This is a genomic window from Notoacmeibacter marinus, from assembly GCF_002238045.1.
In the GTDB taxonomy this organism is placed as follows: Bacteria; Pseudomonadota; Alphaproteobacteria; order Rhizobiales; family Rhizobiaceae; genus Notoacmeibacter; species Notoacmeibacter marinus.
Genome location: NZ_NBYO01000002.1, coordinates 241,620 through 267,566, shown reverse-complemented (window position 1 = coordinate 267,566; position 25,947 = coordinate 241,620). Strand labels below are relative to the sequence as shown.

Annotated in this window: 20 protein-coding genes and 1 tRNA gene; 19 read left to right on the top strand and 2 right to left on the bottom strand. The window is 60.4% G+C overall.

Going from position 1 to position 25,947, the window contains the following annotated elements:
• Positions 1–28 precede the first annotated feature (28 nt).
• The 14 genes from B7H23_RS09445 to B7H23_RS09375 all read left to right on the top strand — a co-directional run bounded on the left by B7H23_RS09445 (position 29) and on the right by B7H23_RS09375 (position 17,690).
• A complete protein-coding gene (locus tag B7H23_RS09445; RefSeq protein ID WP_094077700.1) occupies positions 29–1,240 on the top strand; it encodes an aminotransferase-like domain-containing protein in 1,212 nt (403 codons plus the stop codon).
• Positions 1,241–1,309: 69 nt separating this feature from the next.
• Positions 1,310–2,419 carry an endonuclease/exonuclease/phosphatase family protein gene (locus B7H23_RS09440; RefSeq protein ID WP_094077699.1) on the top strand — a complete coding sequence of 370 codons (1,110 nt, stop codon included), beginning with the start codon at positions 1,310–1,312 and terminating at the stop codon, positions 2,417–2,419.
• Complete coding sequence (locus B7H23_RS09435; protein ID WP_094077183.1) at positions 2,416–3,198, top strand: hypothetical protein; 783 nt, start codon at positions 2,416–2,418, stop codon at positions 3,196–3,198. Before B7H23_RS09440 ends, B7H23_RS09435 begins: the two co-directional genes overlap by 4 nt.
• Positions 3,195–4,097 carry a PhzF family phenazine biosynthesis protein gene (locus B7H23_RS09430; RefSeq protein WP_094077182.1) on the top strand — a complete coding sequence of 301 codons (903 nt, stop codon included), beginning with the start codon at positions 3,195–3,197 and terminating at the stop codon, positions 4,095–4,097. Before B7H23_RS09435 ends, B7H23_RS09430 begins: the two co-directional genes overlap by 4 nt.
• A 265-nt stretch (positions 4,098–4,362) precedes the next feature.
• Complete coding sequence (locus B7H23_RS09420; protein WP_206608885.1) at positions 4,363–4,977, top strand: Isoquinoline 1-oxidoreductase subunit; 615 nt, start codon at positions 4,363–4,365, stop codon at positions 4,975–4,977.
• 292 nt (positions 4,978–5,269) lie between these two features.
• Complete coding sequence (locus B7H23_RS09415) at positions 5,270–5,776, top strand: (2Fe-2S)-binding protein (RefSeq protein ID WP_094077180.1); 507 nt, start codon at positions 5,270–5,272, stop codon at positions 5,774–5,776.
• Positions 5,777–5,889: 113 nt separating this feature from the next.
• Positions 5,890–8,259, top strand: coding sequence for a xanthine dehydrogenase family protein molybdopterin-binding subunit (locus B7H23_RS09410; RefSeq protein ID WP_094077179.1), 2,370 nt, complete (start codon positions 5,890–5,892; stop codon positions 8,257–8,259).
• A gap of 79 nt (positions 8,260–8,338) precedes the next feature.
• Positions 8,339–9,187, top strand: a complete 849-nt coding sequence (locus tag B7H23_RS09405) for an FAD binding domain-containing protein (protein WP_094077178.1) — start codon at positions 8,339–8,341, stop codon at positions 9,185–9,187.
• Positions 9,188–9,372: 185 nt separating this feature from the next.
• Entirely contained in the window at positions 9,373–11,223 is a 1,851-nt protein-coding gene (locus B7H23_RS09400; protein WP_094077177.1) for a sensor histidine kinase, read from the top strand.
• Positions 11,224–11,233: 10 nt separating this feature from the next.
• Positions 11,234–12,592 (top strand): sigma-54-dependent transcriptional regulator, encoded by a 1,359-nt coding sequence (locus B7H23_RS09395; RefSeq protein ID WP_094077176.1) that lies wholly within the window; start codon positions 11,234–11,236, stop codon positions 12,590–12,592.
• 285 nt (positions 12,593–12,877) lie between these two features.
• Complete coding sequence (locus B7H23_RS09390) at positions 12,878–13,885, top strand: DctP family TRAP transporter solute-binding subunit (protein ID WP_094077175.1); 1,008 nt, start codon at positions 12,878–12,880, stop codon at positions 13,883–13,885.
• A 107-nt stretch (positions 13,886–13,992) separates the two neighbouring features.
• Positions 13,993–14,688, top strand: a complete 696-nt coding sequence (locus B7H23_RS09385; RefSeq protein WP_094077174.1) for a TRAP transporter small permease — start codon at positions 13,993–13,995, stop codon at positions 14,686–14,688.
• Between the two features lie 4 nt (positions 14,689–14,692).
• On the top strand, positions 14,693–16,312 hold the full coding sequence (locus tag B7H23_RS09380; RefSeq protein WP_094077173.1) for a TRAP transporter large permease: 1,620 nt from the start codon (positions 14,693–14,695) through the stop codon (positions 16,310–16,312).
• Positions 16,313–16,439: 127 nt separating this feature from the next.
• Positions 16,440–17,690 (top strand): sensor domain-containing diguanylate cyclase, encoded by a 1,251-nt coding sequence (locus B7H23_RS09375; protein WP_094077172.1) that lies wholly within the window; start codon positions 16,440–16,442, stop codon positions 17,688–17,690.
• A 183-nt stretch (positions 17,691–17,873) separates the two neighbouring features.
• Here the strand turns inward: B7H23_RS09375 and B7H23_RS09370 are convergent.
• Positions 17,874–17,949 (bottom strand) — tRNA-Lys (locus B7H23_RS09370).
• A 238-nt stretch (positions 17,950–18,187) separates the two neighbouring features.
• On the opposite strand from B7H23_RS09370, the gene B7H23_RS09365 reads away from it, so the two are divergent.
• The 5 genes from B7H23_RS09365 (at position 18,188) to B7H23_RS09345 (ending at position 24,098) form a co-directional block, all read left to right on the top strand.
• Positions 18,188–19,627 (top strand): UbiA family prenyltransferase, encoded by a 1,440-nt coding sequence (locus B7H23_RS09365; RefSeq protein WP_094077171.1) that lies wholly within the window; start codon positions 18,188–18,190, stop codon positions 19,625–19,627.
• A 3-nt stretch (positions 19,628–19,630) separates the two neighbouring features.
• A complete protein-coding gene (locus tag B7H23_RS09360; protein ID WP_094077170.1) occupies positions 19,631–20,965 on the top strand; it encodes an FAD-binding oxidoreductase in 1,335 nt (444 codons plus the stop codon).
• Between the two features lie 147 nt (positions 20,966–21,112).
• Entirely contained in the window at positions 21,113–21,556 is a 444-nt protein-coding gene (locus B7H23_RS09355; protein WP_094077169.1) for a DMT family transporter, read from the top strand.
• 11 nt (positions 21,557–21,567) lie between these two features.
• The gene (locus tag B7H23_RS09350; RefSeq protein WP_094077168.1) at positions 21,568–22,608 is read left to right on the top strand and encodes an NAD-dependent epimerase/dehydratase family protein; all 1,041 of its coding nucleotides are present in this window, start codon (positions 21,568–21,570) and stop codon (positions 22,606–22,608) included.
• Positions 22,609–22,742: 134 nt separating this feature from the next.
• Positions 22,743–24,098, top strand: coding sequence for an aspartate aminotransferase family protein (locus B7H23_RS09345; protein WP_240535087.1), 1,356 nt, complete (start codon positions 22,743–22,745; stop codon positions 24,096–24,098).
• Between the two features lie 10 nt (positions 24,099–24,108).
• Here B7H23_RS09345 and B7H23_RS09340 read toward each other — a convergent pair whose 3' ends face one another.
• Positions 24,109–25,779: a hypothetical protein gene (locus B7H23_RS09340; RefSeq protein ID WP_094077166.1), complete on the bottom strand. Its 1,671-nt coding sequence runs from the start codon at positions 25,777–25,779 to the stop codon at positions 24,109–24,111.
• Positions 25,780–25,947: the final 168 nt, after the last annotated feature.

Below are 25,947 nucleotides of genomic sequence, written 5' to 3'. Positions count from 1 at the left end.
ACACCAAGTTCGACCGATGGGGGAAATCATGTCGCAGCCTCGCCTCGCCAATCGCGCAAATCGCATGCGCGCGTCCGAGATCCGCGAACTCCTGAAGCTTCTGGCGCGGCCCGACATTATTTCCTTCGCCGGCGGTATTCCCGATGAATCGCTGTTTCCAGCCAATGCGGCAAAAGAGGGCTATGTCAAAGCCCTCGATAGCGAAACCCAGGGCAAATCGCTGCAATATTCGCTGTCTGATGGCCACGCGCCGCTGCGCCAATGGATCGTCGAGTATATGGCGAGCCTCGGTGTCACGTGCGAGCTTGAGAATGTGATGATCACCTCCGGTAGCCAGCAGGCGCTAGACTTCATCGCCAAGCTCTATCTGTCGCCGAACGACACCGCGCTCGTGACCTGGCCTACCTATCTTGGCGCACTGCAGGCCTTCAATGCCTATGAGCCGCGTTTCGACCGTCTCGACCCGATGGGCAATCGCAGTTCTGCCGAAATCGCGAAAGATGCGGAAGACGCAGGCGGCTCCGTCAAATTCGCCTATCTCTCCGCCGATTTCGGTAATCCGACCGGGCAGACCTACAGCCGAGAGATGCGCGAGCGGCTCATCGAGATGGCCGACGAGCTGGACATTCCGATTATCGAGGACGGGGCCTATCAGGCGCTGCGTTACGATGGTACGGCGATCCCGCCCATTCTTGCCATCGAACAGGAACAGCGCGGTGGCGATATCGAGGCTTGCCGGACGATCTATTGCGGCAGCTTTTCCAAGACGCTGGCGCCGGGTCTTCGGATCGGCTGGGTCTGCGGCTCGCGCCAGATTCTGGACCGGCTGGTCATCATCAAGCAGGCCGGCGATCTTCATACGTCGACGATCAACCAGATGGTCATCGACCACATTGCGCGCACGGTTTTCGACGAGCAGGTCGAAAAGATCGGCTCGGTCTATTCGGCCCGCCGCGACAAACTGCTGGCCGAGTTGAAGAAGAACATGCCGGACGGCGTCAGCTGGACCGAGCCGGAAGGCGGCATGTTCGTCTGGGTAACCCTGCCGAAGGGGCTGGACGGCGCAGCGCTTCTGGAGAAATCGCTCGAGACCGAGAAGGTCGCCTTCGTTCCCGGCCAGGCGTTCTTCGCCGACGGCTCGGGCGCCAATACGATCCGTCTGTCCTTCTCCTGCGCCGGTGATGAAATGATCGAAGAGGGCATGGCGCGACTTGGACGACTGATCGCGAACGCCATTTAACAGGGCATGGGCCGTTTGGTCCGAACGTTCCATGTTTACAAGGATTGTGGCGGGCTTCACATTGCTTCGATGGGATTGCGGCTTGCCACCTTCAACATCGAAAACCTGATGAACCGCTTCGATTTTGCGGGATTTCGCAACGCGCTGCGGCAGGACCGGGCGCTTTCGCTCTACCGAATCGACGATCAGCGGCAATATGAGGCGCTGGAAGCGGCGCGGGCGATCGCGACAACGGACGACACACGCCAATTGTCCGCCCTCGCCATGACGGCTTTGCGCGCCGATGTGATCTGTCTGCAGGAAGTTGAGAACGAGGGCGCGCTCGACGCCTTCGAGCGCCACTATCTCTACCGGATGATCGGACATGGCTACCGGCAGCGCCATCTCAGCCAAGGAAATGACGGACGGGGGATCGATATCGCCGTGCTCGCACGAGACGAAACACGCGATGGCGAACGGATTGAAATTCGCGACATTCAAACCCATGCCTTCAGGACCGTCGCCGATTTCGGCCTTCAGTCGGACGAGTTGATGGCAATCGGTATCGATGGCGGCCAGAAACTTTTTCGGCGCGACTGCATGGTTGTGGACATGGCCGTCGGCGGACGGCCGTTCACGCTCGTCGCTCTTCACCTGAAAAGCATGGGCCCCTCGCGCGATCCCGATATTCCCGGGCGGCAGTGGACCATGCCGATGCGTCGAGCCGAACTGGCCGCGACACGGCAGATCCTGACTGAGAAATTCGATGATCGTCCGGACAGGATGCGCTGGGCGATCTGCGGCGATTTCAATGATTATCGCGAGCGCATTCTCGTCCATGGTGAATTCGACGATGATTACCGTTTCGAACATTCGAAAGAAGACGATTCCAGCCTGAATATTCTGCTGGATGACGGTTTCGCCATCGATCCGTCAGAGAAGTTGGATCCGATGGGGCGATGGACGCTGTTCCATAGCCGCGGACCCGGCAAACGCCATCTCTGCCAGCTCGACTACATTCTCCTGTCGCCCAAACTGGCAGACGCAAACCCCGACGCCGTGCCCCGGATCGAGCGACGGGGACAGCCATGGCGGACGATCATGCCACCGAGCCAGATCGTGGAACGCTTTCCGAGAACCGGCTGGGATCGGCCCAAAGCCTCCGACCACTGCCCGATCGTGATGGAACTGTCGATATGACCGATCGGAACGATAACGACCATCGCGCCAAATTCGATCTGCCGCGGGAAACCATCGTTCCGCTCGAGCGCATCGAACTGAGGCAAATCGAGGGGTCGCACCCCTATGAACTGCGTCACCGAGTTGGAATCGAAGCGGAATGGAAGCGCCGCAAGGCGGCGACGCCCTCCCTGTTCGATGGCCGTTTCTGTTTGATGGAACGTTTGGCCCTTTCCGCGGATGGGGTGTTGCGAGGCGCGTTCCACATTGGCCGCTACGCGACCTTTCTGCATTGGCTCGCACGACGGGAGGAGGGGATCGAGCATCTCTTCGCCCATGCCGTTCCGGTTCTGTCGGACGGAACTCTTCTGGCTGTGCGTATGGGCGAAGCGACGCTCAATGCGGGGAGGGTCTATTTCGCAGCTGGTTCGTTTGATGCCGACGATGTCCACGATGGCGCTATTGATGTTCAGGGCAATATGCTGCGCGAAGTCGCCGAGGAAACCGGCATCGATCTCAAACGGGGCAAGCGCGAGCCGGCGCTTTGGTTCTGGGGTGGAACGGACGGTGCGAGCTGCCTCTTTCAGCGCTTCGCCATGCCGTTCTCCTCCAATGAAATGGAAGCCTTCGTCCAGGACCATATTGCGACCCAGACACAGCCGGAGCTTGCTTCGGCGGTCGTTCTGCGCAGCTTAGACGATCTGCCGACCAATGCGCCGGCCCATATGGCTCCGTTCGTTCGCTTCCACTTCGAACAGGCGGCGGGGCTCGGCGATGAGATAGATGGAGAACGACCGTGACCCGAGACTACGCCATTTACGACGTTTTTACCGCCACCCCGCTGGAGGGCAATCCGTTGGCCGTGGTGTTCGATGCCGACGGTCTCGACGATGGCCAGATGGCGGCCATTGCCGGTGAGTTCAATCTGTCGGAAACGATCTTCCTCACATCGCCGGAGAACGAGGCTCATAGTAGGGGCGCGCGCATATTCACTCCGAAGGCGGAACTGCCCTTTGCCGGCCATCCGACCGTCGGCGCTGCCATTGCAATCGTGGAACGGCGTGGCGGTCTTGCCGGCGATGGACGGATCGTGACGCTGGAGGAGGGGATCGGGCTGGTTCGCTGCGTCGTCAAGGACGATGGCGGAACGCATTTCGCCGAGTTCGACCTGCCGAAGCTGCCGGTCGCCGCGGAGCTGAATCTGAAAAAGGACGAGATCGCCGACGCGCTTGGCCTCGCACCTGCCGAGATCGGGTTCGAGAACCATGTGCCGACGCTCCATTCCGCCGGCGTGCCGTTCTTGTGCGTGCCTGTCGACGGGCTGGAGGCTATCGGTCGGGCGAGCACCAACAATGATACCTGGCCGGCCTTTTCGAAGCGGACAGGGTTCGGCGAAGTTTATCTTTATACGCGCGATACGGTTCGCCACGACGCGGCTTTTCATTCCCGTCTTTTCGCGCCCGGTTTCGGCATTGCGGAGGATCCGGCAACGGGTGCCGCTGCTGCGGCGTTCGCTGGCGTGGTCATGCAGTTCGACACGCCGCATGACGGCCCGCACGTCGTTCTGATCGAACAGGGCGTGGAGATGGGTCGGCCTTCCGCACTCCGTCTGGAGATGGATATCGAAAATCGCAAGCTGACCAAGGCCCGGCTTGGCGGGCATGCGGTGAGGATCGCGGAAGGCCAGTTGCTGCTCTAGGCGGTATCGTCATTCACGATCTGATCAAGGAAATGGGCGATTTCGGCCATATCCCCTTCGGGACGTGGCGGACTGCGCCTGCGGCGGTGTTGAAAGACCCTGATGGTGGTTGGCACCGGCGCTCTCTTTGCCTTGGCCCCGACAAGATATAGTACGGGCCAAGCGCGAGCCTTGAATATCGAGACAGCCTCGCCTGAGCCGGTCGACGCGATGCGCAAGCGCCCTAGCTGTCTCTCTTCGGCGACCCTTTCCATGTGAGGATAGTTTGATCCGGCTTACTGGTCTTGCGCGTTTCGTTTTTCTCTTCGGTTGCCTTGTGCCTGGCGGTGGAGCGTCCGCGAAGGAGGATTTGCGCGGTCCCGACGCCTTCACTTCGATACCTGACAGGCAGAAGCGTGCGGAAGCTCTCTTTACGGAGATGGGCAAGGTGCTTCAGCATCCGCGTTGCCTCAACTGCCACCCGGTCGATGACATGCCGCGCCAAGGCGACGCCATGCAGCTGCACAACCCGCCCGTCATTCGCGGAGACGCGGATTTCGGCGCGGCGGCCATGCGCTGCAACACGTGCCATGGCACGGAAAACGTCGCCTATACGGTCGGCAGAGGTTCCGTTCCCGGACACGAGCCCTGGCTACTTGCGCCGAAGGAGATGGGATGGATCGGCCTGTCGCTCGCAGCGATTTGCGAGCAGATCAAGGACCCGGCGCGCAACGGCGGCAAAACCCTTTCCGAACTGGTCGAGCACAATGCCGAAGACGGTCTTGTGGGCTGGGGATGGGAGCCCGGAGAAGGCCGTGAGCCGGCGCCCGGAAGCCAGGAAATTTTCGGCGATCTGACGAAAGCATGGGTCGCGGCTGGCGCAGGCTGCCCGTCGAATTAGGACATGCCCGTCTGTTCGGTTTGCAGGTTCTGCGTTCTTTCCCGACCGACCGAACCGCAGCAACCGAAAGACGGGCCGCTATGGTCGAGCGCATTCGCGGCCTTGACCGGACGGCGTGGGTTGGGCGGAGCGACAAATCAGGAAAAGAGCGGGCTGCCCGCATCCTGTTGCCCCTGTACCATAGTGCTAAGGTCTCGTTTTCACATTGACCGAACGGGCCGTGGCGGCATTTACTTGGACAGGCGGTCGCGATCTAGCGACCAGGGCGCCTTTATTGGGAGGATAGGATTCAATGTCTGAAGTGACGCTTGTCGTTAATGGACGCAAGGTGAAGCGGGTTGTCGAGGACCGCACGCTGCTCGTCCATTTTCTGCGCGACGAACTGGACCTCACCGGCACCCATGTGGGCTGCGATACGGCTCAGTGCGGGACGTGTGTTGTCCAGATGGACGGCAAAGCCGTGAAAAGCTGCAGCATTCTGGCCGCACAGGCCGATGGGTCGGAGGTCGTCACGATCGAAGCGGCCGATAGTGGCTATGACGATCTGCATCCCATGCAGAAGGCCTTCAAGGAATATCACGGCCTGCAGTGCGGCTTCTGTACGCCCGGCATGATCATGGCCGGGATCGACATGGTGCGACGCTACGGTCCGGGAAATCTGGACGAAGCGACGGTGCGCCAGAATCTGGAAGGCAACATCTGCCGCTGCACCGGCTATCACAATATCGTCAAGGCGATCCTCGCCGCATCCGATGAGATGGCCAAGAGCGATACGCAGCTGAACGAGGCCGCCGAGTAATTCAAGGCGATATCGTTTCGATCCGGTTGGAGTGCGGGATCGAACGGTCGTTTTTCGAAATGGGATCAAAAGGCGAATAGCGAGCGCGCTCTTTGCCAGGAGGAAAATCGGAAATGTCTGAAGGACAGGGTATCGGCGCCAGTGTGGCGCGAAAGGAAGACAAGCGATTCATCACCGGTCTGGGGCGGTATACGGACGATATGAAGGTGCCTGGGATGATGCATGCGGCCTTCGTTCGGTCGCCGCACGCTCACGCCAAGGTCAACGGGGTGGACAAGAGCGCCGCACTGGAGATGGACGGCGTGATCGACGTGCTGATCGGACCGGAACTGAAGGCCGACGGCATCGGTGATCTGATCTGCGGCTGGGCCGTCTCCAGCAAGGACGGCTCGCCGATGAACATGGGCGCGTGGAGCCCGCTTGCAACCGACACCGTGCGTCACGTCGGCAATCCGGTGGCCATTGTGGTTGCCGAGACACGCGATATCGCGCTCGATGCCGCCGAACGCGTCATGGTGGACTACGATCCGCTGCCCGCAGTGACCGATGCTGTCGATGCGCTGAGCGATGGCGCACCGCAGCTTCACCCCGAAGCGGCGAACAATCTCATCTTCGACTGGGAGATCGGTGAAGAGCAGGCGACAGACGATGCTCTTGCCGGCGCCGCCCATGTGGTCGAGGTCGACATCCGCAACAACCGCCTGTCGCCCAATCCGATGGAGCCGCGTGCAGCGCTCGGCCACTACAACAAGGCCGAAGACCATTACACGGTCTGGACGACGAGCCAGAACCCGCATGTGGCAAGGCTCGTCATGAGCGCGTTCTACAATGTCGCGCCGGAAAACAAGCTGCGCGTCATCGCGCCCGATGTCGGCGGCGGCTTCGGCGCGAAAATCTATATCTATCCTGAAGAGATCGTCTGTCTGTGGGCGTCCAAGCGCACCGGCGTGCCGGTCAAATGGGTGGCGACGCGCACCGAAGCCTTCATGACGGACGCCCATGGCCGCGACCACACAAGCACGGCAAAGATCGGCTTCGATGCCGATCACAAGATCGTAGGCCTCAAGGTCGAGACGGTGGCCAATCTCGGCGCCTATATGTCGCTCTTCTCCAGCGCGACGCCGACCTATCTCTACGCCACGCTATTGTCGGGCCAGTATAACATCCCGAACATTCACGCCAATGTGAAGACGGTCTACACCAATACCGTGCCCGTCGACGCCTATCGCGGCGCAGGGCGGCCGGAAGCGACCTATCTGGTCGAGCGGACCATGACGCAGGCAGCGCGCCAGCTCGGCGTCGACCCTGCGGAATTGCGGCGCAAGAACTTCATCCGCGAATTCCCACATCAGACGCCCGTGATCATGAATTACGATACGGGCGATTTCGAAGCGTCCTTGGATGCCGCGACGGAGGCGATCGACTACAAGAACTTCGAAAGCCGCCGTCAGGAAAGTCGCAATCGCGGCAAGCTGCGCGGGATCGGCATGAGCTGCTACATCGAAGCCTGCGGCATCGCGCCATCGGCTGCTGTCGGCTCGCTCGGCGCCGGCGTCGGGCTTTGGGAATCGGCGGAAGTGCGGGTCAACGCCGCCGGCACCATCGAGGTGCTGACCGGCAGCCACAGCCACGGGCAGGGCCACGAGACGACCTTCGCGCAGTTGGTGCATGAACGCCTTGGCCTGCCGCTCGATCAGGTCAACATCGTTCATGGTGATACCGATGTGGTGCAGATGGGCATGGGCACGTATGGCTCGCGTTCCGGCGCAGTCGGCATGAGCGCCATCGTCAAGGCGCTCGACAAGGTCGAGGCCAAGGCCAAGAAGATCGCGGCCCATCTTCTGGAGGCCGATGAGGGCGACATCGAGATCGAGAATGGCGAACTGAAGGTCGCCGGCACCGACAAGACGCTGCCCTGGTTCCAGATGGCGCTCGGGGCCTACACCGCCCACAACCTGCCGGACGGGCTGGAGCCGGGTCTGAAGGAAACCGCCTTCTACGATCCGACCAACTTCACCTTCCCGGCGGGCTGCTACATCTGCGAGGTCGAGATCGATCCGGAGACCGGCAAGACAGAGATACTCCGTTTCGTCGCAGCAGATGATTTCGGCAATATCATCAATCCGATGATCGTCGAAGGGCAAGTCCATGGCGGTCTGACGCAGGGTATCGGTCAGGCGCTGCTGGAAGGCGTCCATTACGACGCCGATAGCGGACAGCTGATCACCGCAAGCTACATGGATTACTGTATGCCGCGCGCGGACAATGTTCCGATGTTCGAGGTCAGCCACCAGACGACGCCATGCCCCGGCAACCCGCTCGGCATCAAGGGTTGCGGCGAGGCCGGAGCGATCGGTTCGCCGCCGGCGGTCATCAACGCCATCACCGATGCCATCGGTACCGAGGCGGTCACGATGCCGGCCACGCCCATGAAGGTTTGGCAGGCGATCCGCGGCGCGGCCATGGCGCAGGCCGCGGAGTAGGAACGGACGAAACCGGCGGGAGACGTCTCGTTTCCCGCCGCTTGCCTCTACCGTCCCAGGAACACCGGAGTTCAAGATTATGCATCAAACTCAATATCATCGCGCGAACAGCGTGGAAGAAGCCGTCAACATGGCTCAGGGCGCCAGCGATCCGCGTTATCTATCCGGCGGCATGACTTTGCTGCCGACCATGAAGCAGCGACTTGCCGCACCGTCCGACCTCATCGATCTGCGTCACATCGACGCCATGCAGGGCGTGTCGGAGGAGGGCGACATGATCGTCATCGGCGGCGCGACCAGCCACAACGATATCGCCACCAACGACATCATCCAGTCCAAGGCGCCGGGCCTCGCCTATCAGGCAAGTCATATCGGCGATCCGATGGTGCGCCACATGGGCACCATTGGTGGCTCGGTCGCCAATAACGATCCGGCGGCCTGCTATCCTTCCGCCATGATCGCGCTGAACGCCGTTATTCGGACCAATAATCGGGAGGTCGCTGCCGAAGATTTCTTCACGGGTCTCTTCGACACGGTACTGGATGAAGGCGAGATCGTCACCGGCGTGGCGTTCAAGGCGCCCGAACAGAGCGGCTATGGCAAGTTCCCGAATCCGGCTTCGCGCTACGCCATGGCAGGGGTCTTCGTGGCCAGGACGGCGGATGGCGTTCGGGTGGCTGTGACCGGTGCCGGAGACGATGGCGTTTTCCGCGCAACGGCGCTGGAAGAAGCGTTGAACGATGATTTCTCGGCAAGTGCGCTCGATGGAAAAACAATTGATTCCACCGGTTTGATGGGCGATATTCATGCATCGCCTGAGTATCGCGCGGCGCTGATCGTTGCGATGGCCAAGCGCGCCGTCGTGCTGGCCAATGGCGGGGATCCCGACACGAAGGCCGCAACGCCGGCGGGCACGGCTGCCGTCTGATCATTCGCCGATAAAGATCTGCCAAAATCGTTCGCGGTTCCGAGCCTTCTAGGTTCGGGGCCGTTTTCTTGTCGTTGCGGACGATATGATGGTGCTGGACGATAGGTCCCGTCATTGCTGACGATCCCGCTTGGCTGCTAGAACGCGGTCTCGTGCGATCTTCGGCGTCAGTATCGGGACAAATTATGGCTGTTCGATCGGGCTATGCTGTGCGGCGCAAGTTCCGCTTCCTGACCCGCGCTCTCATTATCGCAGTCATTCTCGTCGGGACCGTTCTCATCCTGTCGCTGCGGCATTTTGCCCGAGATCGCGCGGAGGCCGATCTGCAACGGCAGGCGCGCGAAACGCTGGTTCTGCAAAGCTCCGTCCTTACCGATCATCTGGAAAAATTCTGGCTTTTGCCGCCGCTGCTGGCGGGAAGGGATACGATCCAGACGCTCTTCGCCAATGGCGATACCGCTGCGGTCGTGGCGGAAGCCAAGCGTGTCGCAGGGCTTTCTGGGGCGAAGGACATCCTATTCCTGCGACCGGACGGGACAGTTTTCGCATCGGCCTATGGCGACTATGACAGCCTGGAATTTTCCGGCAGCGTGCTCCTTCAGACAGCTTTCCAGAACCGGCTCGGCCGCCAAACCCTTCACGGTCCTGCCGATCAACCGCTCTACGCGTTCGCTTCCGCCGTCAAGCGGGATGGCGCCCTGCTTGGCGCGATCGCCGTGTTGATCGGGCTGGATCAATTGGAGAGTATCTGGGCGCTGTCGCGCGAACCGATCGTCGTGACCCGTCAAGATATCGTCCTAACCGGCAACCGGCCGCATTGGGCTGGCATGTCCTTCCATTCCAGCGATCGGGGACCCGGACTTCTGGTCACTCGGAGCGAGGAAACGGGGTTGGTGCGGCTGCGTGAAGAACCGGGGGCGGATCTTTCGCGGCTCGTCTATCTCGCCGAACGCGATCTGCCGCTTCTGGACTGGCAGTTACACGCGCTGATCGACGCCAAGCCGTTATCGCAAGCGGCCGATCTGGCGCTCGCCGTCGGCACGCTGCTGACGGTGCTCGCCGGACTTGGGGCGCTGACCCTTTTGAAACGTTCCGAAATGGCAACGGGCCGGCTGCGTAGCGAGAGGGCACAGGCTCTGCGGCTGGAACGGCGCGTTCGTGACCGAACGGTCGAGTTGCGATCCGTCAACCAGTCTCTGGCGCATGAAGTTCAGGTGCGGCAAATGGCCGAGGAGCAGCTGAAGCAAACGCAGTCGGAACTGATCCATACCGCCAAACTGGCTGTGCTCGGCCAGATGAGCGCGACATTGAGCCATGAATACAATCAGCCTATCGCAGCCGTCAGGAGCCAGGCGGAGAACGCAAAGACATTTCTGGCGCGCGGCCAACCGGAACCTGCCGATAAGGCGCTGTCGCACATCGTCCGACTGACGGAACGCATGGGCGAATTGTCCAAATCCCTACTCGGTTTTGCGCGCCGGCCAGGCTCGGACATCGCGCCGACGAACCTTGCTGCCGCGCTCGACGAGGCGCTGATGCTGACCGGGCCGCGACTGCGCAAGGCAGCCATCGCCGTCGATCGTCAGGCGGTTCACAACAAATTGCGGATCATGGGAGGGCGGCTGCGCCTTACGCAGGTTTTCGTCAACCTGATCAACAATGCAGCCGATGCTTTGGAAGGGTTGGGTGTTGCGCCGGAAAAGGCGAACCAGACAGTCGGCCCGCTGCGGATCGTCATATCGGCCGCGATTGAAAACGATCAATGCCTTGTGAGGGTTGAGGACAACGGACCTGGCCTGCCGGACCGGACGCCGAACGACATCTTCGAGCCATTCGTTTCGACCAAAGGGGTCGGGGAGGGGCTTGGCGTCGGCCTTTCCGTGGTTGACAGCATCGTGTCCGATTTCGGTGGGACGATAGAGGCGGGTTCGTCTGCAATGGGCGGAGCCTGCTTCGATATCCGACTAGCGCTGGCGGTTGATGGCGAGGTCTCTGCTCAACCAGTGAACGACCGCGCCGGCGTCTGGAAGAGGTGAACGCGCTGCAATGACCAAGGTAATTCTGATCGACGACGACGACGATCTGCGCCTTTCGTTGGCACAGGGGCTGGAACTCGAAGGTTACGATGTTCAGGACCATGCCGATCCAACCGACGCCCTGGAATGCGTGACGCGTCGGTTCGAGGGCGTTGTCGTATCCGACATTCGTATGCCGGGCATGAGTGGGATCGACGTGCTGAAGGCCGTTCTGGCCATTGATGCGGCATTGCCGGTCATTCTGATAACCGGTCATGGCGACGTGCCGCTCGCCGTCGAGGCCATGCGCGAAGGCGCCTATGATTTCATCGAGAAGCCCTTCTCATCGCAGAGACTTGCCAGCGTGGTGCGACGCGGGCTCGATGCGCGGCGCCTTGCGCTGGAGAACCGGTCGCTGCGCGAACATCTGGAGAGCGTTTCGGCTGTCGAGGAAAGGTTGGTGGGACGCACTGACGCCATGCGGCTTCTGCGCGCCGAAATTGCCGCGCTTGCCGATACGGATGTCGACGTAATGGTGCGTGGCGACACAGGCACCGGCAAGGAGGTCGTCGCCCGCGCCCTGCACGATTCAGGATCGCGCGCTTCGGGTCATTTCGTCGCGATCAATTGCGGGGCGCTGCCGGCAGAGATCATCGAGAGCGAACTCTTCGGCCACGAGGCTGGAGCCTTCACTGGAGCCAAGAGCACTAGGATCGGCAAGATCGAACACGCCAATGGCGGCACTGTCTTTCTGGACGAGATCGAGAGCATGCCGCTTGACCTGCAGGTCAAGCTTCTTCGCGTGATCGAACAGCGGGCCGTGGAGCCGCTGGGCTCCAACAAGTTGAAGCCGCTGGATGTGCGTTTCGTCGCCGCCAGCAAGGCCGATCTAGCGACGGAGAGCCAGGCCGGGCGGTTTCGCGCCGATCTCTACTACCGGCTCAATGTCGTCAGCCTTCTGATCCCCAGCCTGAGAGAGCGCAGGGAAGACATCCCGCTTCTCTTTCACCATCTGGCGCGGGAAGCGCGGGCGCGGTATCGGCGCGACATTCCCCCGATGACGCCGGCGCTCGAAGCCGAATTGATGGCCTATGACTGGCCTGGCAATGTGCGCGAACTGCGCAATGTGGCCGACCGATGGGTACTTGGTCTCTGGCGCGGTCTGGCATCCAGGCCGACACATAACGTCGACGTTCCCTCCGAGGGCGTGTCTCTATCGGAGCATCTCGCCATTTACGAGAAGGCGGTTATCGAGGCCGAACTCGCCAGGAATGACGGGCGTATGAAGCCGACCTATGAAACGCTCGGCCTGTCGCGGAAGGGGCTCTACGACAAGATCCGCCGGCTCGGTATCGCCACCCGGCCGGAAGCCGACAGCGACGACGTCTAGACCGGCTGAGGCCCTTCTCGGTTTCCGTCTTCTCATCCTATTGTGTAGCCAGCCACCCGTGAATTTGGTTAGGGTGTGTCGATCGATACGCATCGATCGGATGGATGGGCGACCGGGGATCTTCCTATCCCATTGACGACGAACGATCTTCGTGCCGAAGCTGGGAGATGGCACGCTGCTTGCAAGCCGTAGGAGGTTGTCGGGCCGAGAGCCCATCATCGAGTAAATTCGCAATTTGCCCGCCATGCGATCAGCCATGGATTCGGGTATCCAAGGGAGGAACATATGTCCAAGATGCTTGGCGCCGTATCGGCGCTCGCCATTTCCGTCTGCGCCGGTCAGGCCATGGCCGACCCCGCTGGCTGCGACGGTGACGAAACCGTCGTCCGCTTCAGCCATGTGGTGGCGGCAACCGGCCATCCGAAGGGTGATGCCGCGCAATTGCTGGCCGACACGATCAATAGTGAGATGGACGGCAAGGTCTGCATGGAGGTCTATCCGAACTCCACGCTTTACGACGATGACAAGGTGATGGAAGCGCTGCTGCTCGGCGACGTTCAGCTTGCTGCGCCGTCGCTGTCCAAGTTCGAGGCCTATACCAAGAAGCTTCGCCTCTACGATCTGCCCTTCCTGTTTTCGTCGCTGGACGGCGCGAACAGCTATATGGGCTCCGATGACGCCAAGGAACTGCTAGCCGCTCTGGAGAGCGAAGGCTATACCGGTCTTGGTTACATCGTGTCCGGCCTGAAGCAGTTCTCGGCGAACAAGCCGCTGGAGAAGCCGGAAGACGCCTCCGGGCTGAAGTTCCGCGTGCAGACGTCCGATGTCGCGGTGGCGATGATCGAGGCGCTGAACGCATCGGCTCAGAAGCTGGCCTTCAAGGAAGTCTACGGCGCCCTGCAGACCGGCGTCGTCGATGGTCAGGAAAACTCCTGGTGCAACATCTACACCCAGAAGTTCTTCGAAGTGCAGGACGGCGTGACCGAAACCAACCACCAGGTGCTCGCTTATGGCGTCATCACCAGCCAGGATTTTCTTGACGGGCTGGATGAGGATGTGCGCGAACAGTTCGTCAGCATCGTCGACAAGACGCTGGGTGAGGCAAACCAGCAGGTGGCCGACAAGGAAGGCGAATGCCGCCAGTCCATCCTGGATTCCGGCGGTGAGATCCGTGAACTGTCGCCCGAGCAGCGCGAAGCCTGGGTATCGGTGATGAAGCCGGTCTGGAAGCAGTTCGAAGGCGATATCGGTGCGGACGTCATCGAGAAGGCCGCGAGCGTTTCGACCAACTGATCGCAGATGGAATGTGACCGCCTGAGGGTGGCGGTCGCATTCGAATGTCATGTCCATCGGCGGCAGAGTCGCCGGTGGGCCATCTTTGGGGAGAGAGGGGATTTCCTATGGAGCTTCTGTGGCCGAGCGTCCTGCTCGCGATACTCATTATTGGCCTGTTTCTTGCCGAAAGGCGTTGGCCGGCTGGTGTCGCCAAGCTCGAAGAAAACATCGTTGCCAGCCTTCTGGCGCTGATTACTCTCATATCCTTCGCGCAGGTGGTTGCGCGTTACGGTTTCAATTCCGGATGGGGCGGCGCGTTGGAAATGACGCGCATCCTGTTTGCCTGGCTGATCCTCTTCGGCATGAGCTACGGGGTCAGGATCGGCCTGCATCTCGGTGTCGATGCGATCATCCGCCTCTTTCCGCGACCTCTCTTCAAGGCGGCCGCCATATTCGGCGCGCTCTGCACGCTGGCCTACGGGCTGATCCTCCTTCATAGCGGGTTTCTTGCCATGGTCGGCGCCGATGTCGGCGGTAATTGGCGGCAGAGTGGTGCGATCGGCTACTGGAACTTTATGTTCGACCGCGGCACGGGGCTCGACGATCTGCGCTATCCGACCTGGGTCAGCGAGACCTTCGGCGTACAGGAACGCGTTCAGCGCTGGGTTGCCTATCTGATGCTACCCGTCGGGCTCGCTTTGCTTTCCTTCCGATCCCTTCAGGCCGTCATCGCCATTGCGCGGGGCGATCGCGAACTGATCGTCGCGAGCCACGAGGCGGAAGAACTCGTCTCCGAAAACCTGAACGCGTTGAAGGAGTAAGGCCATGGAAACGACCTTCCTTTTCGTCATGGTTCTCGGCCTGCTCTTTCTCGGCGTGCCGGTCGCGATCTCGCTCGGCCTTTCGTCGATCCTGACGATTGCGCTGTTCTCGTCCGATTCCATGAGTTCGGTTGCGCTGCAGCTTTTCACCGCCTCGCAGAATTATACGCTACTCGCCATTCCGTTTTTCATTCTGGCGTCGGCCTTCATGTCGACCGGAGGGGTGGCGCGTCGGATCATTCATTTTGCCATCGCCACCATCGGACATTTCCGGGGCGGTCTGGCCATGGCGTCGGTCTTCGCCTGCATGATGTTCGCGGCCCTGTCCGGCTCGTCTCCGGCAACGGTTGTCGCCATCGGCACCATCGCCATCGCCGGAATGCGGCAGGTCGGTTATTCCAAGGAGTTCGCTGCGGGCATCATCGCCAATGCGGGCACGCTCGGCATTCTCATTCCGCCCTCCATCGTGATGGTGGTTTATGCCGCCGCGACGAATGTCTCGGTCGGACGCATGTTCCTTGCCGGTATCATTCCCGGCATCGTCGCCGGCCTCATGTTGATGATCGCCATCTACATCCAGGCGCGGCGCAAGAACCTGCCCGCCGAGGAGTGGAAGGGTTTCGGTGAAGTCATCGCCGGCGGCAAGGAAGCCGGCTGGGGCCTGTTCCTCATCATCATTATTCTGGGCGGCATTTACGGGGGCGTGTTCACACCGACCGAGGCCGCCGCCGTTGCAGCGGTCTATGCAGCCTTCGTGGCCCTGTTCATCTATCGCGATATGGGCCCGCTGAAGGAAAAGGACTGGACGGAGCCGACCGATAGCCGCCGGGCGACGGTCGGTTTCAAGGCGTTGGTCTATGCGCTCGCCTTCTTCTTTGTCTGGATGATGCTGTCCTTCTTCGCCTTTGCGCAGGCCGGCGAAGGCAGTTTCGGAACCCGGGCGATGATCGGCCTGATCTGCTCGGCGCTCATCCTCATCGCCTATCCGCTATGGCGGGGCGATGGGGGGGCGTCAGCTCTTCCGGCAACGCTGGGCGCAGGTCTGCCGGTGTGGGGCCGCAATCTGGGCCAGATCGGCCGCCACTTCTTCGGCGCGCTGTTCCACGCCGACACCCACAAGGTGCTTGTCGACGCCAGCAAGACGACCGTGATGCTGATGTTCATCATCGTCAACGCGCTGCTCTTCGCTCATGTGCTGACATCCGAACGCATTCCCGACGCCATTGCCGCGGTGATGCTGGATTACGGCTTCAACTGGTTCACCTTCCTGATCGCCGTGAACATTCTGCTCTTGATCGGCGGCCAGTTCATGGAGCCGTCCGGTCTTCTGCTGATTGTGGCGCCGGTGGTGTTTCCGATTGCCATGGAACTGGGCGTCGACCCGATTCACCTCGGCATTATCATGGTGGTGAACATGGAGATCGGCATGATCACACCGCCGATCGGGCTCAATCTGTTCGTGACGAGCGGTATTACGGGAATGAGCCTGATACAGGTCGTTCGCGCGGCGCTTCCCTTCGTCGGCGTGCTGTTCATATTCCTTCTGCTCGTGACCTATGTGCCGTGGCTCTCGACGGCGGTGCCGACCGCGCTTATGGGGCCGGAAATCATCACGTCGCGTTAGCGCGCGGCCAGCAAGCCGCCGTCAGGTCAAGAGGGCCTGACGGCGGCAGATTTCGATAATCTTTAGGATACGATTCATAGCCGATTAAATCTGTTGACCTACCTTCATCCCACATGGAGGTAAGGTCATGATTGATATCGAAATGCTCGGCGTACCGGCATCGCTTGTTGCGGTGCAGGAGGACGGATCGGTCCGCTATGTCGGGCTGAATTCTCTGGTTGAGAATATGCTCGGTATCGAGGCTTCGAACTTTGTCGGAAAGACGCCGAAGGACGCCTGGCCTGGCGCTCCCGGTGAGCAAATCGCCTCGAAATATCAGACCTGCCTGAATGGTGGGAAGATGACCAGCTTCACCGACGAGCGCGGAAGCGAAGCCAACCCCACCTATCTGAACATCACCATGACCCCCCTTCGTGAGGCCGGTTCGTCCGATGTCAGCCATGTGGTGACGGTTTTTCAGGACGTCACCGAAGTTATGAAGCAGAAAAGAGCGCTGCGCGACGCCAATACGCGCCTCGAACTCGCACTCGATGTCGTCGATGGCGCTTTCTGGCATCTCGACGTTCCGAGCGGGGAATTCACCGCTTCCAAGGGCCTGGCCCTTCTTGCTGACAGCGATCCGAGTGAACCTTTCAGCGGGGATCAATGGATGGCGCTCGTCAATCCGTCGGACGAATGCGCGGCGGGACTCGATACGCTTCTCAGTGGAGAAGTGGACAGTATGATCACCTATTACCGGATCAATACACTCGCCGATGAAACGCGATGGATGCGATGTCGTCGGAAGACGGTGAAGGATGAGAATGGCGAGGTAACGGCCGTTTGCGGCGTCACTGTCGACGTTACGAATGAAAAGCTGCGCGAACACGAATTGGAGCAGAAGTCGCAGCGCGATCCGCTGACCGATCTCTGCAACATGCGGGTCTTCGATACCAAGATCGACCAGCTTGCCGGCAAGGCCGGCGGACAGCCATTTTCGGTCGCGATTATCGATCTCAATGATTTCAAGCCGATCAACGACAATTACGGGCACTTGGTCGGCGATGCGGTGTTGAAGGAATTTGCCCGACGTCTGAGGGAATCTTGCCGGAGCACCGACATTGCTTGTCGGGTTGGTGGCGACGAGTTCGCGGTCATCCTTCCGAATTCGGGCATTGAGCAGGCTGCGGCCGTAGCCGAGCGCCTGACGCAGTCTCTCAACCAGCCTTTTCAGCACGGGGGCCGGTCCATCCGGATTTCCGCCAGTGTCGGCTATGCCGAGTTCGACGATTTCGACAATGTTCCGGCGATGCTACAGGCCGCCGACACGATGATGTATGAGCAAAAACGCAACAAGCCGCGGATCCTGCCCTTCGGGCCGATGAAACTGACGGCCTGAGGGACTTTCCAGGCGCGGGATGTTCGTCCTAGGGGCGGCGCGTCTGTTGGCCGTCGCCGGACGTCTGGTAGAGCTATGGGAACTGCGCGGCGGGCAAGTGTGAACGCATTCGGAACACAGCCACGCCTCATGCCTCACAGAAAGCGCCTCATGCCTCACATCTAAACTTTAGGTCATTGAAATTGGTGGGTGATGTAGGGATCGAACCTACGACCCGCTGATTAAGAGTCAGCTGCTCTACCAACTGAGCTAATCACCCGAACCGTCGCGGCCATATAGGCGTGGATTGTTCGCCTGTCCAGCCCTTTCCGAAGGGTTCGAACGATTACCGGTTTTTCGTAATGACCCAAAGCGCCGGCTCATCCATGTGATGGGCCGTTAGCCTTCTGTTAGCCGTGAGATCATTCAATCGACGCCAGATCTGCGGTCTTCAGCCGATGGTCATTTCTCGATGGCATCAAATTCCCATGAGCCACAACCAAACGATGACTGTTGACATGGACGTACGGACTGACATCAAGGCCATCCCGCTCGCCATCGATCTCGATGGTACGCTGGTCTCCACGGATCTGCTCTGGGAAGGACTGTTCCGACTACTGCGGTCCAACCCGTTCATTCTGTTTCTGGTGCCGTTCTGGATTGCGTCTGGAGGCCCGGCGCGGTTGAAACACGAAGTAGCCCGCCGTGCCGACTGGGACGTGCCGACGTTGCCATACCGCGACGATGTGCTGCGGCTGATCCGCGCAGAGCGGCGCAAAGGACGCACGATCGTCCTGGCGACCGGGACGCCCCGGCCCGTCGCGCAGGCCATCGCCGATCATCTCGGTCTGTTCGATGAGGTCATTGCCACCGAAGACCAGGGCAACATGACCAGCCGCAACAAGGCCGCCAAACTCGTTGGCCGCTATGGCGAAGCCGGGTTCGACTATGTCGGCAACAGCCGAGCCGATCTGCCGGTCCTTTCCGCGGCGCGACAGGGAATCGTCGTTCAACCCGATGCGGCAGCGCGCCGCTGGGCCATGCGCAACAATGCCACCCGGCTGGTCGACGAGCCGATTTCATGGCGCGACATTCGCAAGATGGTACGCCTTCACCAATGGCTCAAAAACCTTCTGGTCGTCGTGCCGTTGATGCTGGCGCATGAATATGGCGACTGGGCCATGGTGGGGCAGGCTATCGTCGCCTTCTTTTCCTTCTCGCTCGCGGCGTCGGCGATCTACATCGTCAATGACTGTTTCGACATGGCGCTGGATCGTGCGCATCCTACCAAGCAGAAACGCCCCTTTGCGTCGGGCCGGCTCTCCATTCCGTTTGGGCTGATGTCCACGGTCGTGTTGCTGACCGCGGCATTCGGTCTGTCGCTGATGCTGCCGCTCGCGTTTACCGGCGTTCTGGCGGTCTATCTTTTGGCGACCACCGCCTACTCCTTCGCCCTCAAACGGATGCTGCTGATCGACGTCTTCACCCTGGCGGCTCTCTATACGCTGCGTATCATTGGAGGCGCCGCAGCCACGCAGGTCAACGTTTCCTTCTGGCTGCTCGGTTTCTCGATTTTCTTCTTCCTGTCGCTCGCGCTCGTCAAACGCTTCGTCGAGCTGAACGATCGCGGTCTGGAAATCGGACGAAAGATCGAGGGTCGCGCCTATCGCGGTGAAGACAAGGCCATCATCGCCATGAGCGGGGTGTCGGCCGGGTTCGGTGCGGCGATGGTTTTGGCGCTCTACATCCAGTCCGATTCCATCGCCAGCCAATATTCGTTGCCGTGGCTGTTGTGGCCGCTGGCGCCGGCTATTCTGTTCATTTGCATGCGAATATGGATCCTTGCCTATCGCGGCGAGATGCATGACGATCCGATCGTTTTCATCATGAGCGACTGGCGCAGCCAGGCAGTCGGCGCCATCGGTGCGTTGCTGGTGGTGGGCGCGCTGGTTCTCTGATCAATGGCAAGCGATCCCTATCAGAGCTTCGGGCGGATCAAACCGGACAAGCGCCGCGCGGTGTCGCCCGAGGAGGGCCTTGCCCGGATCGGCGACGGCCCGCTCGCCGATGGATTTCTGCCGTTCGGCAAAGGTCTCTCCTATGGCGATAGCTGCCACAATGATGCGGGACAGCTCATCGATATGGGGCAGGCAGACCGCATTCTTTCCTTCGACACGCAAACGGGCCTTCTCGACGCAGAAGCGGGTGTCGACCTCCAGGCAATCATCGCCCAGTGCGGGCCACATGGCTGGTTTCTTCCGGTCACACCCGGCACGCGGTTCGTCACGCTGGGCGGCGCCATCGCCAACGATGTGCACGGCAAGAACCATCACCGGCGCGGCACGTTCGGCGCGCACGTCGAAAGCCTGACCATCGCGCGAAGCGACAGCGGCATTCGGGAAATAAGCGCGCGGAAGGAAGCCGAACTCTTTCATGCGACGATCGGCGGTATGGGGCTGACCGGGGTCATCCTCTCGGCCCGTCTACGGATGATGCCGGTTCGCTCGCTCGATGTCGTTCAGACGATAACGCCTTTCGATACGATCGGTGACTACCTCGCCATGGCGGAAGAGGCCGACGCGAAGAACGAATACGCCGTCGCCTGGATCGATCAGCTGGCGTCGGGCGCGAAGCAAGGTAGGGGCGTTCTGCTTGCGGCCAATCATGCCGAGAGCGGTTCGAAAGGCGATGCCGCACCCGGTCAGGCGCGCCTGTCGGTGCCGTTTCAACCGCCGATCAACGTTTTGAACCGGCCGTTCCTGAAGCTTTTCAACGGCGCGTACCGTTTTTCGCAGATTCGCAAGGCGGGTGCGCCGATCCGCACGAGCTGGCAGAGCTATTTCTATCCGCTGGATAGCGTGCGCAACTGGAACCGGCTCTACGGTCCGAAAGGTCTTTACCAGCACCAGTCCGTCGTGCCTTACGAGACCGCGGCCGACGCGCTGCCGGCCCTGCTGGACGCGGCGCAGAAGGAACAGGCTGGCTCCTTCCTCACGGTTCTCAAACGGTTTGGTGAAATGGGTCGCGCAGGGCTGATCGGCTTTGCGCGACCCGGCTATACGCTGACGCTGGATTTCCCCAATCAGGGCGAGCGCACCCGCCGGCTCATGGATCGTCTGGACGCCATCACGGTGGCTGCCGGCGGCGCGGTCAATCCCTACAAGGATGCCCGAATGAGCCCGCGCACCTTCAAGGCGGGCTTTCCCGACTGGGCGAAACTGGAAGCGATGAGGGACCCATGCCTCATCAGCGATTACTGGCGGCGCACCGCCATCGTGCTGAAGCAGGACGGTTAACGAACCGTCAAAATTCTTCTTTCAAGTCAAACCATTAACTCTAGGCAGCAAAACGCTGATCTACAGGTGTGATTTGGCCTTCTCGTTTACGTCTTTGCACGCTTTGCCGTCTAGCCTGACGGTAATTCAAACGGAACCTGTGCCGAAATGAAATATATCCCGTTTATCCTGTTTACCGTGGCGACCAACGCATTCGCGCAGCTCATGCTCAAGCATGGCATGATGCAACTGGGTGAATTGGCGGTGCCGGGTGTCCATCCGGTTCTGCGCATTCTCCAGATCGTCTTTCAGCCCTGGGTCTTCTTCGGGCTGTGCGTGTTCGTCGTCTCCATGGCAAGCCATCTCTTCGTCCTGTCGAAGGTCGACCTGTCCTTCGCATATCCGTTTTTGTCGCTCGCCTATGTGCTTGTCGCGGTTCTGGCCTGGCAGCTATTCGGCGAAGACCTCAACGCGCTGCGTATTGGGGGTATCGCGCTCATCTGCGTCGGAACCGTGCTGATCGCCCAATCGGGCCGGCAGGGCCAGGCCGATACCGCGGAGCATGCCGACATCAGCGGCACCAAAACCATCTCTTCCTCAACGCTCAAGTGAGATCGAATCCCATGTCAAAACAACGTCATGTCATCTTCGGGGGGGACGGGTTCGTTGGCCGTCATCTGGCGCCGAAACTGATCGAGGACGGCCATGAGGTCATCGTAGCGGACATCGCCAAGAGCGCATTGCCGCACTACGATGAGGGCGTCTCCTTTACTCATTGCGACGTAACCGATCGCGCATCGGTAGAGGCGCTCGGTCTGCGTTCGGACGATAAGATCTACAATCTGTCGGCCAAGATGCTGTCGCCCTTGCAGGTGCGGGCGAAGCGGCACGATTTCTTCTTTCCGGTCAACTATAATGGAACGGTCAATATCATCGAGGCGATGGATGCGGTCGGCGCACGCGAACTCGTGCATTTCACCACCGACATGGTCTACGGCCATACCGTGCACTATCCGATGACCGAGGATCATCCCGTCGCGCCGCTGGGTGAATACGGCCTGTCGAAGCTGCGAACGGAGGAACTGGCCGAAGACTGGCGCAAGAAGGGCATGAACATCACGCTCTTTCGACCGCGCCTCATCATCGGACCGGGCCGACTCGGCATTCTGGAGAAACTCTTCAAGCTGGTCGACCGCAATCTGCCGGTGCCGATGATCGGATCGGGTAAAAACCCCTATCAGTTCATTTCGGTCTTCGATTGCGCGGAGGCGGCGCGCCTTGCCATGATCCATGGCTGTCCGAACGAAGCCTACAATCTCGGCTCGCTCAATCCGCCTTCGGTTCGCGCGCTGCTGACAAAGCTGATCACGCATGCCGGATCGAAGTCCATTCTGGTGCCGACGCCGGGCTGGGCGGTTAAACAGACGCTCAATCTTCTGGACCGCATGAACATGCCCCTGATGGACCCGGAACAGTATCTCATCGCCGATGAGGACTGCCTGCTCGATGTTTCCAAGGGCGAACGCGATCTCGGCTGGGTGCCGCAATATCGCGACGAAGACATGCTGATCGCCGCCTATGACGAATACCACGCCAGGAAAGCCGGCGGGAATGCTCCCGCGAGCGGCAAAAAGGATCGCAGTTATCTGGAAGCTGCGCAATGAGGAGCAGTCCGGTGAACGTAATCGAAAAACCCGAAAGCGCGGAGCGCCTTGATTTGAACACGCCCGATCTCGCCCCCACGGAACTGGCCCCGCAGATAAAGCCCGATCTTTTGTCGGTGGAAGACGCCGCCTCGATGTCGCTCGGCACTATGACCGATCTCTTCATGGCGCATATCAATCCTGGCCAGATGCATTTCATGAAGCTGCTCGGCTTCAACAAGGTGAAGGTCGAGCGCGCCGAAGGGATGTATTATTACGACCAGAACGGCCGGAAGATCCTCGACTTCTTCGGCGGCTTCGGTTCTCTGGCGCTCGGCCATAATCATCCGCGCATCACCGCCGCCCGCAAGCGGTTCCAGGACGAGAGCCGGCACGAAATCGCCATCGCCTTCATGAGCCAGTATGCCGCCGCGCTGGCCAAAAACCTCGCCACCGTTTCGCCCGGCGATCTCGACATGGTTTTCTTAGGCTCGTCGGGCTCCGAAGCCATGGAAGCCGCCGTCAAGCTGGCGGAAAGGGCAGCCGGGCCGGATCGGCCGAAAATCGTTCACGCCGTCAATTCCTTCCACGGAAAGACAAAGGGCGTCCTGTCGATCACCGATGGCGAGCTCTATCGCGGCCAGTTCAAACTGGTCGACAATACGGTGCGCGTTCCCTTTGGCGACATAGCAGCGATCGAGCGCGCTTTCAGAGCCGACAAACAGATCGGCGCCATCGTCCTGGAGACGGTTCAGGGTGGCGGCGGCATCGTCGAGGCGCCGGACGGTTTCTGGACCGAACTGCGGGCGCTGTGCGACCGCTATGGCGTGATTATGGTCTGCGATGAAGTCCAGTGCGGTTTCGGCCGAACCGGCAAGTTCTATGCCTTTGAACATCACGGCATCGTGCCGGACATCACCGCGCTCGCCAAAAGCCTGGGCGGGGGCAAAACGGCCATGGCCGCCATGATCGCCAAACGCGATATCTACATGAAGGCCTATGGTGCGCCGAAGAACGCGTTGATCCATGCGCAGGCGACATTCGGCGGCATCGGCGAATCGTGCATCACCGCCATCGAGGCGCTGAACGTGCTGTACGATGAAGGCTTGATCGAAAACTCGGCGCAAACCGGCGCCTATCTGATCGAACGGCTGAAAGAGCTGCAGAACCGCTATCCTAAGCTCATCAAGGACGTGCGCGGCCGAGGGCTGATGGTCGGCCTCGAATTTCACGATTTCAGCCAGGCCATGCCGCTTGTGGTCAAGCCGATGATTGCGATGCTGGACGACAAGCTGAAGGGTTCGCTGCCCGGCTTCATCGGGTCGGCGCTATTGCGGGACCATGGCGTTCTGGTGGCGTTTACCGAATATAATCGTAACGTTATCCGTCTGCAGCCGCCACTTATCGCCACGCGGGCACATGTCGACGAATTCATGGACGCGCTCGATGCTGTGCTGTCGAAGGGCGTGGTGCGCATCGTCAAGGACTTCGTCGCCAGCCAGGTCGGCTAAGTTCCGAACTCTACTGTTGCAAGTCAAGGGAGCCGGTTTCGCTTTGCGGGCCGGCTTCCTGCGTTTCAGCCGATGAGGAAGGCTGTGACGCGAGCGATCCGGCCAAACGTGGATGGACGAAACCGTCATAGCATGGCGTCAGCCGCACGCGCCGATGCTGTTTCAGATGGGAGCCGTAGATGCGCAGCAGATGGGCGCTATTGGCGCGTGGTGCGCAAGTCGGCAATACCGCAAGATCGGTCGCCTGCACGGCTTCGATGATCCTGGCATCCGGTTCCGGCACCGTTCGGTTCGGATCTGCGCCGATTGGAATATGTTTCGGCGCGTTCCGATCCATCGCCCAGCCTATCGGATTGGTAAAATCCAGCGTCATGATGGTATCGAAGCGAATGCCGTGCCGCTCTTCGATCTGGCGAAGCTGGCGCACCAGCGCGTCCATCATCCATATCAGGCGGATCTGGAATTCGAAGTCGGAATAGCGAAGAGGACTGGGTAGTTCGCCTTCTTCGATAAAGGTTTCGAAGGTATCCCTGTGCTGCAGTGCAACTTTTAGATGCACCTCGGCCTGGCGAACAAAGAAGGGGCGGGCGGTAACGTGCCCAATCGTCTTCAGATTGGGTGCGGCGATCGCCTCGTTTTTCAGCGCACCAACCCACGTCCGTGCCGCTCTTTCGATGACGACACCGGCCAGCGGCATCACCAGAAGTCCGGCCATTGCCACCCGCACGACGCTGGCCATCGACCGTTCGGATTGCATGATCCGCTGGCAAGCGAGAAGTGCCGGCGGGATCGCGGCGATCATCGCCTGGCTGCCTGTGTTCTGCGTTTCATAGATCAGGCTGGCAAGCAGCGTTACGATGATCCAAAGCCCCAGCCGGTCGAGCCGTGCCGCAACGCGCTCATGCCATTGCATCCAGCGTGCTCCGTCGGCGGGAATTTCGCCACCCGCCGCCCACCCCAAGGTCAATAAAGCCAGAACGCCGCCGCCAAGCAGCGGCACGATATTCATGGAGGCGCCCTGCATGTAACGCGGTAGAAGCGACCCCTCATTCATCCTTATCAGAGTCAGGACGTCGACGAGGTAAGCCGACGGCAGCCGATAGATAAATTCCAAGATTGTCAGTGTAATCAGGAAGATCGCGGCCGCTATAAGCGCGTGGCGGAACGGAATGCGCAGGGTGGCAAGCGCAAAGAAACAGACCAGTCCGCCTGCCGCGAAGGCCGTAATCTTGGTCAGGAACAGCGCCAGCATGAGAATGGCGATCATGACCGCCATCAGAAAGGTGTTGCGCAGGGCCAGGACGGTCACGACCAGCACGTAAAGCAACTGCGCACCATGCCGGTTGTAGATGCCAAAGCCGTCGGAGCCAGGAAACGGGTAATATTCCTGCGTGTTGAACGGCAGGGCGGTGAACAGAAGAAAAGGCAGAAGGTAGAGAAGGCTTTCCGTGAGGGATCGCCGTGCCGCCGCCGTACAGGCGACCGCCATGGCCGGACCGGTGATCAGCAGAACGGACCAGCTTATAAGGAGAAGCGGCTGCGCGTTCGGCAGAACACGCAGTGCGCCGTCGAATATCCAATAGAAAAGCGGCCCCGCCGGCATGAAGAAGTCGACGGCCGGAATCTGACCGGTTCGCAGCCGCTGGACGGCATCGAAATAGATGTACAGATCCCAGTACATCGGACCGATCGGCACCCGCTGTACAACCAGTAGTATACCGAACAGCAATGTTGTGGTCGCAAGGATAAGAATTCCGGGTAAGCCAACCCATATCCAGCCGCGATGCTGGCGGCCTGTCCCTGCGATCATTGAATTACCCCGACCCATTCCCTGTGCGTCCTCAATGCC

What these genes read in the sequence shown, in the direction of transcription:
- B7H23_RS09385 (WP_094077174.1), top strand. Translation starts at nt 13,993, where the DNA reads ATGGAGCTTCTGTGGCCGAGCGTCCTGCTCGCGATACTCATTATTGGC.
- B7H23_RS09410 (WP_094077179.1), top strand. Translation starts at nt 5,890, where the DNA reads ATGTCTGAAGGACAGGGTATCGGCGCCAGTGTGGCGCGAAAGGAAGAC.
- B7H23_RS09395 (WP_094077176.1), top strand. Translation starts at nt 11,234, where the DNA reads ATGACCAAGGTAATTCTGATCGACGACGACGACGATCTGCGCCTTTCG.
- B7H23_RS09390 (WP_094077175.1), top strand. Translation starts at nt 12,878, where the DNA reads ATGTCCAAGATGCTTGGCGCCGTATCGGCGCTCGCCATTTCCGTCTGC.
- B7H23_RS09340 (WP_094077166.1), bottom strand. Translation starts at nt 25,779, where the DNA reads ATGTACTGGGATCTGTACATCTATTTCGATGCCGTCCAGCGGCTGCGA.
- B7H23_RS09445 (WP_094077700.1), top strand. Translation starts at nt 29, where the DNA reads ATGTCGCAGCCTCGCCTCGCCAATCGCGCAAATCGCATGCGCGCGTCC.
- B7H23_RS09350 (WP_094077168.1), top strand. Translation starts at nt 21,568, where the DNA reads ATGTCAAAACAACGTCATGTCATCTTCGGGGGGGACGGGTTCGTTGGC.
- B7H23_RS09405 (WP_094077178.1), top strand. Translation starts at nt 8,339, where the DNA reads ATGCATCAAACTCAATATCATCGCGCGAACAGCGTGGAAGAAGCCGTC.
- B7H23_RS09360 (WP_094077170.1), top strand. Translation starts at nt 19,631, where the DNA reads ATGGCAAGCGATCCCTATCAGAGCTTCGGGCGGATCAAACCGGACAAG.
- B7H23_RS09365 (WP_094077171.1), top strand. Translation starts at nt 18,188, where the DNA reads ATGGACGTACGGACTGACATCAAGGCCATCCCGCTCGCCATCGATCTC.
- B7H23_RS09380 (WP_094077173.1), top strand. Translation starts at nt 14,693, where the DNA reads ATGGAAACGACCTTCCTTTTCGTCATGGTTCTCGGCCTGCTCTTTCTC.
- B7H23_RS09345 (WP_240535087.1), top strand. Translation starts at nt 22,743, where the DNA reads ATGTCGCTCGGCACTATGACCGATCTCTTCATGGCGCATATCAATCCT.
- B7H23_RS09400 (WP_094077177.1), top strand. Translation starts at nt 9,373, where the DNA reads ATGGCTGTTCGATCGGGCTATGCTGTGCGGCGCAAGTTCCGCTTCCTG.
- B7H23_RS09435 (WP_094077183.1), top strand. Translation starts at nt 2,416, where the DNA reads ATGACCGATCGGAACGATAACGACCATCGCGCCAAATTCGATCTGCCG.
- B7H23_RS09440 (WP_094077699.1), top strand. Translation starts at nt 1,310, where the DNA reads ATGGGATTGCGGCTTGCCACCTTCAACATCGAAAACCTGATGAACCGC.
- B7H23_RS09355 (WP_094077169.1), top strand. Translation starts at nt 21,113, where the DNA reads ATGAAATATATCCCGTTTATCCTGTTTACCGTGGCGACCAACGCATTC.
- B7H23_RS09375 (WP_094077172.1), top strand. Translation starts at nt 16,440, where the DNA reads ATGATTGATATCGAAATGCTCGGCGTACCGGCATCGCTTGTTGCGGTG.
- B7H23_RS09415 (WP_094077180.1), top strand. Translation starts at nt 5,270, where the DNA reads ATGTCTGAAGTGACGCTTGTCGTTAATGGACGCAAGGTGAAGCGGGTT.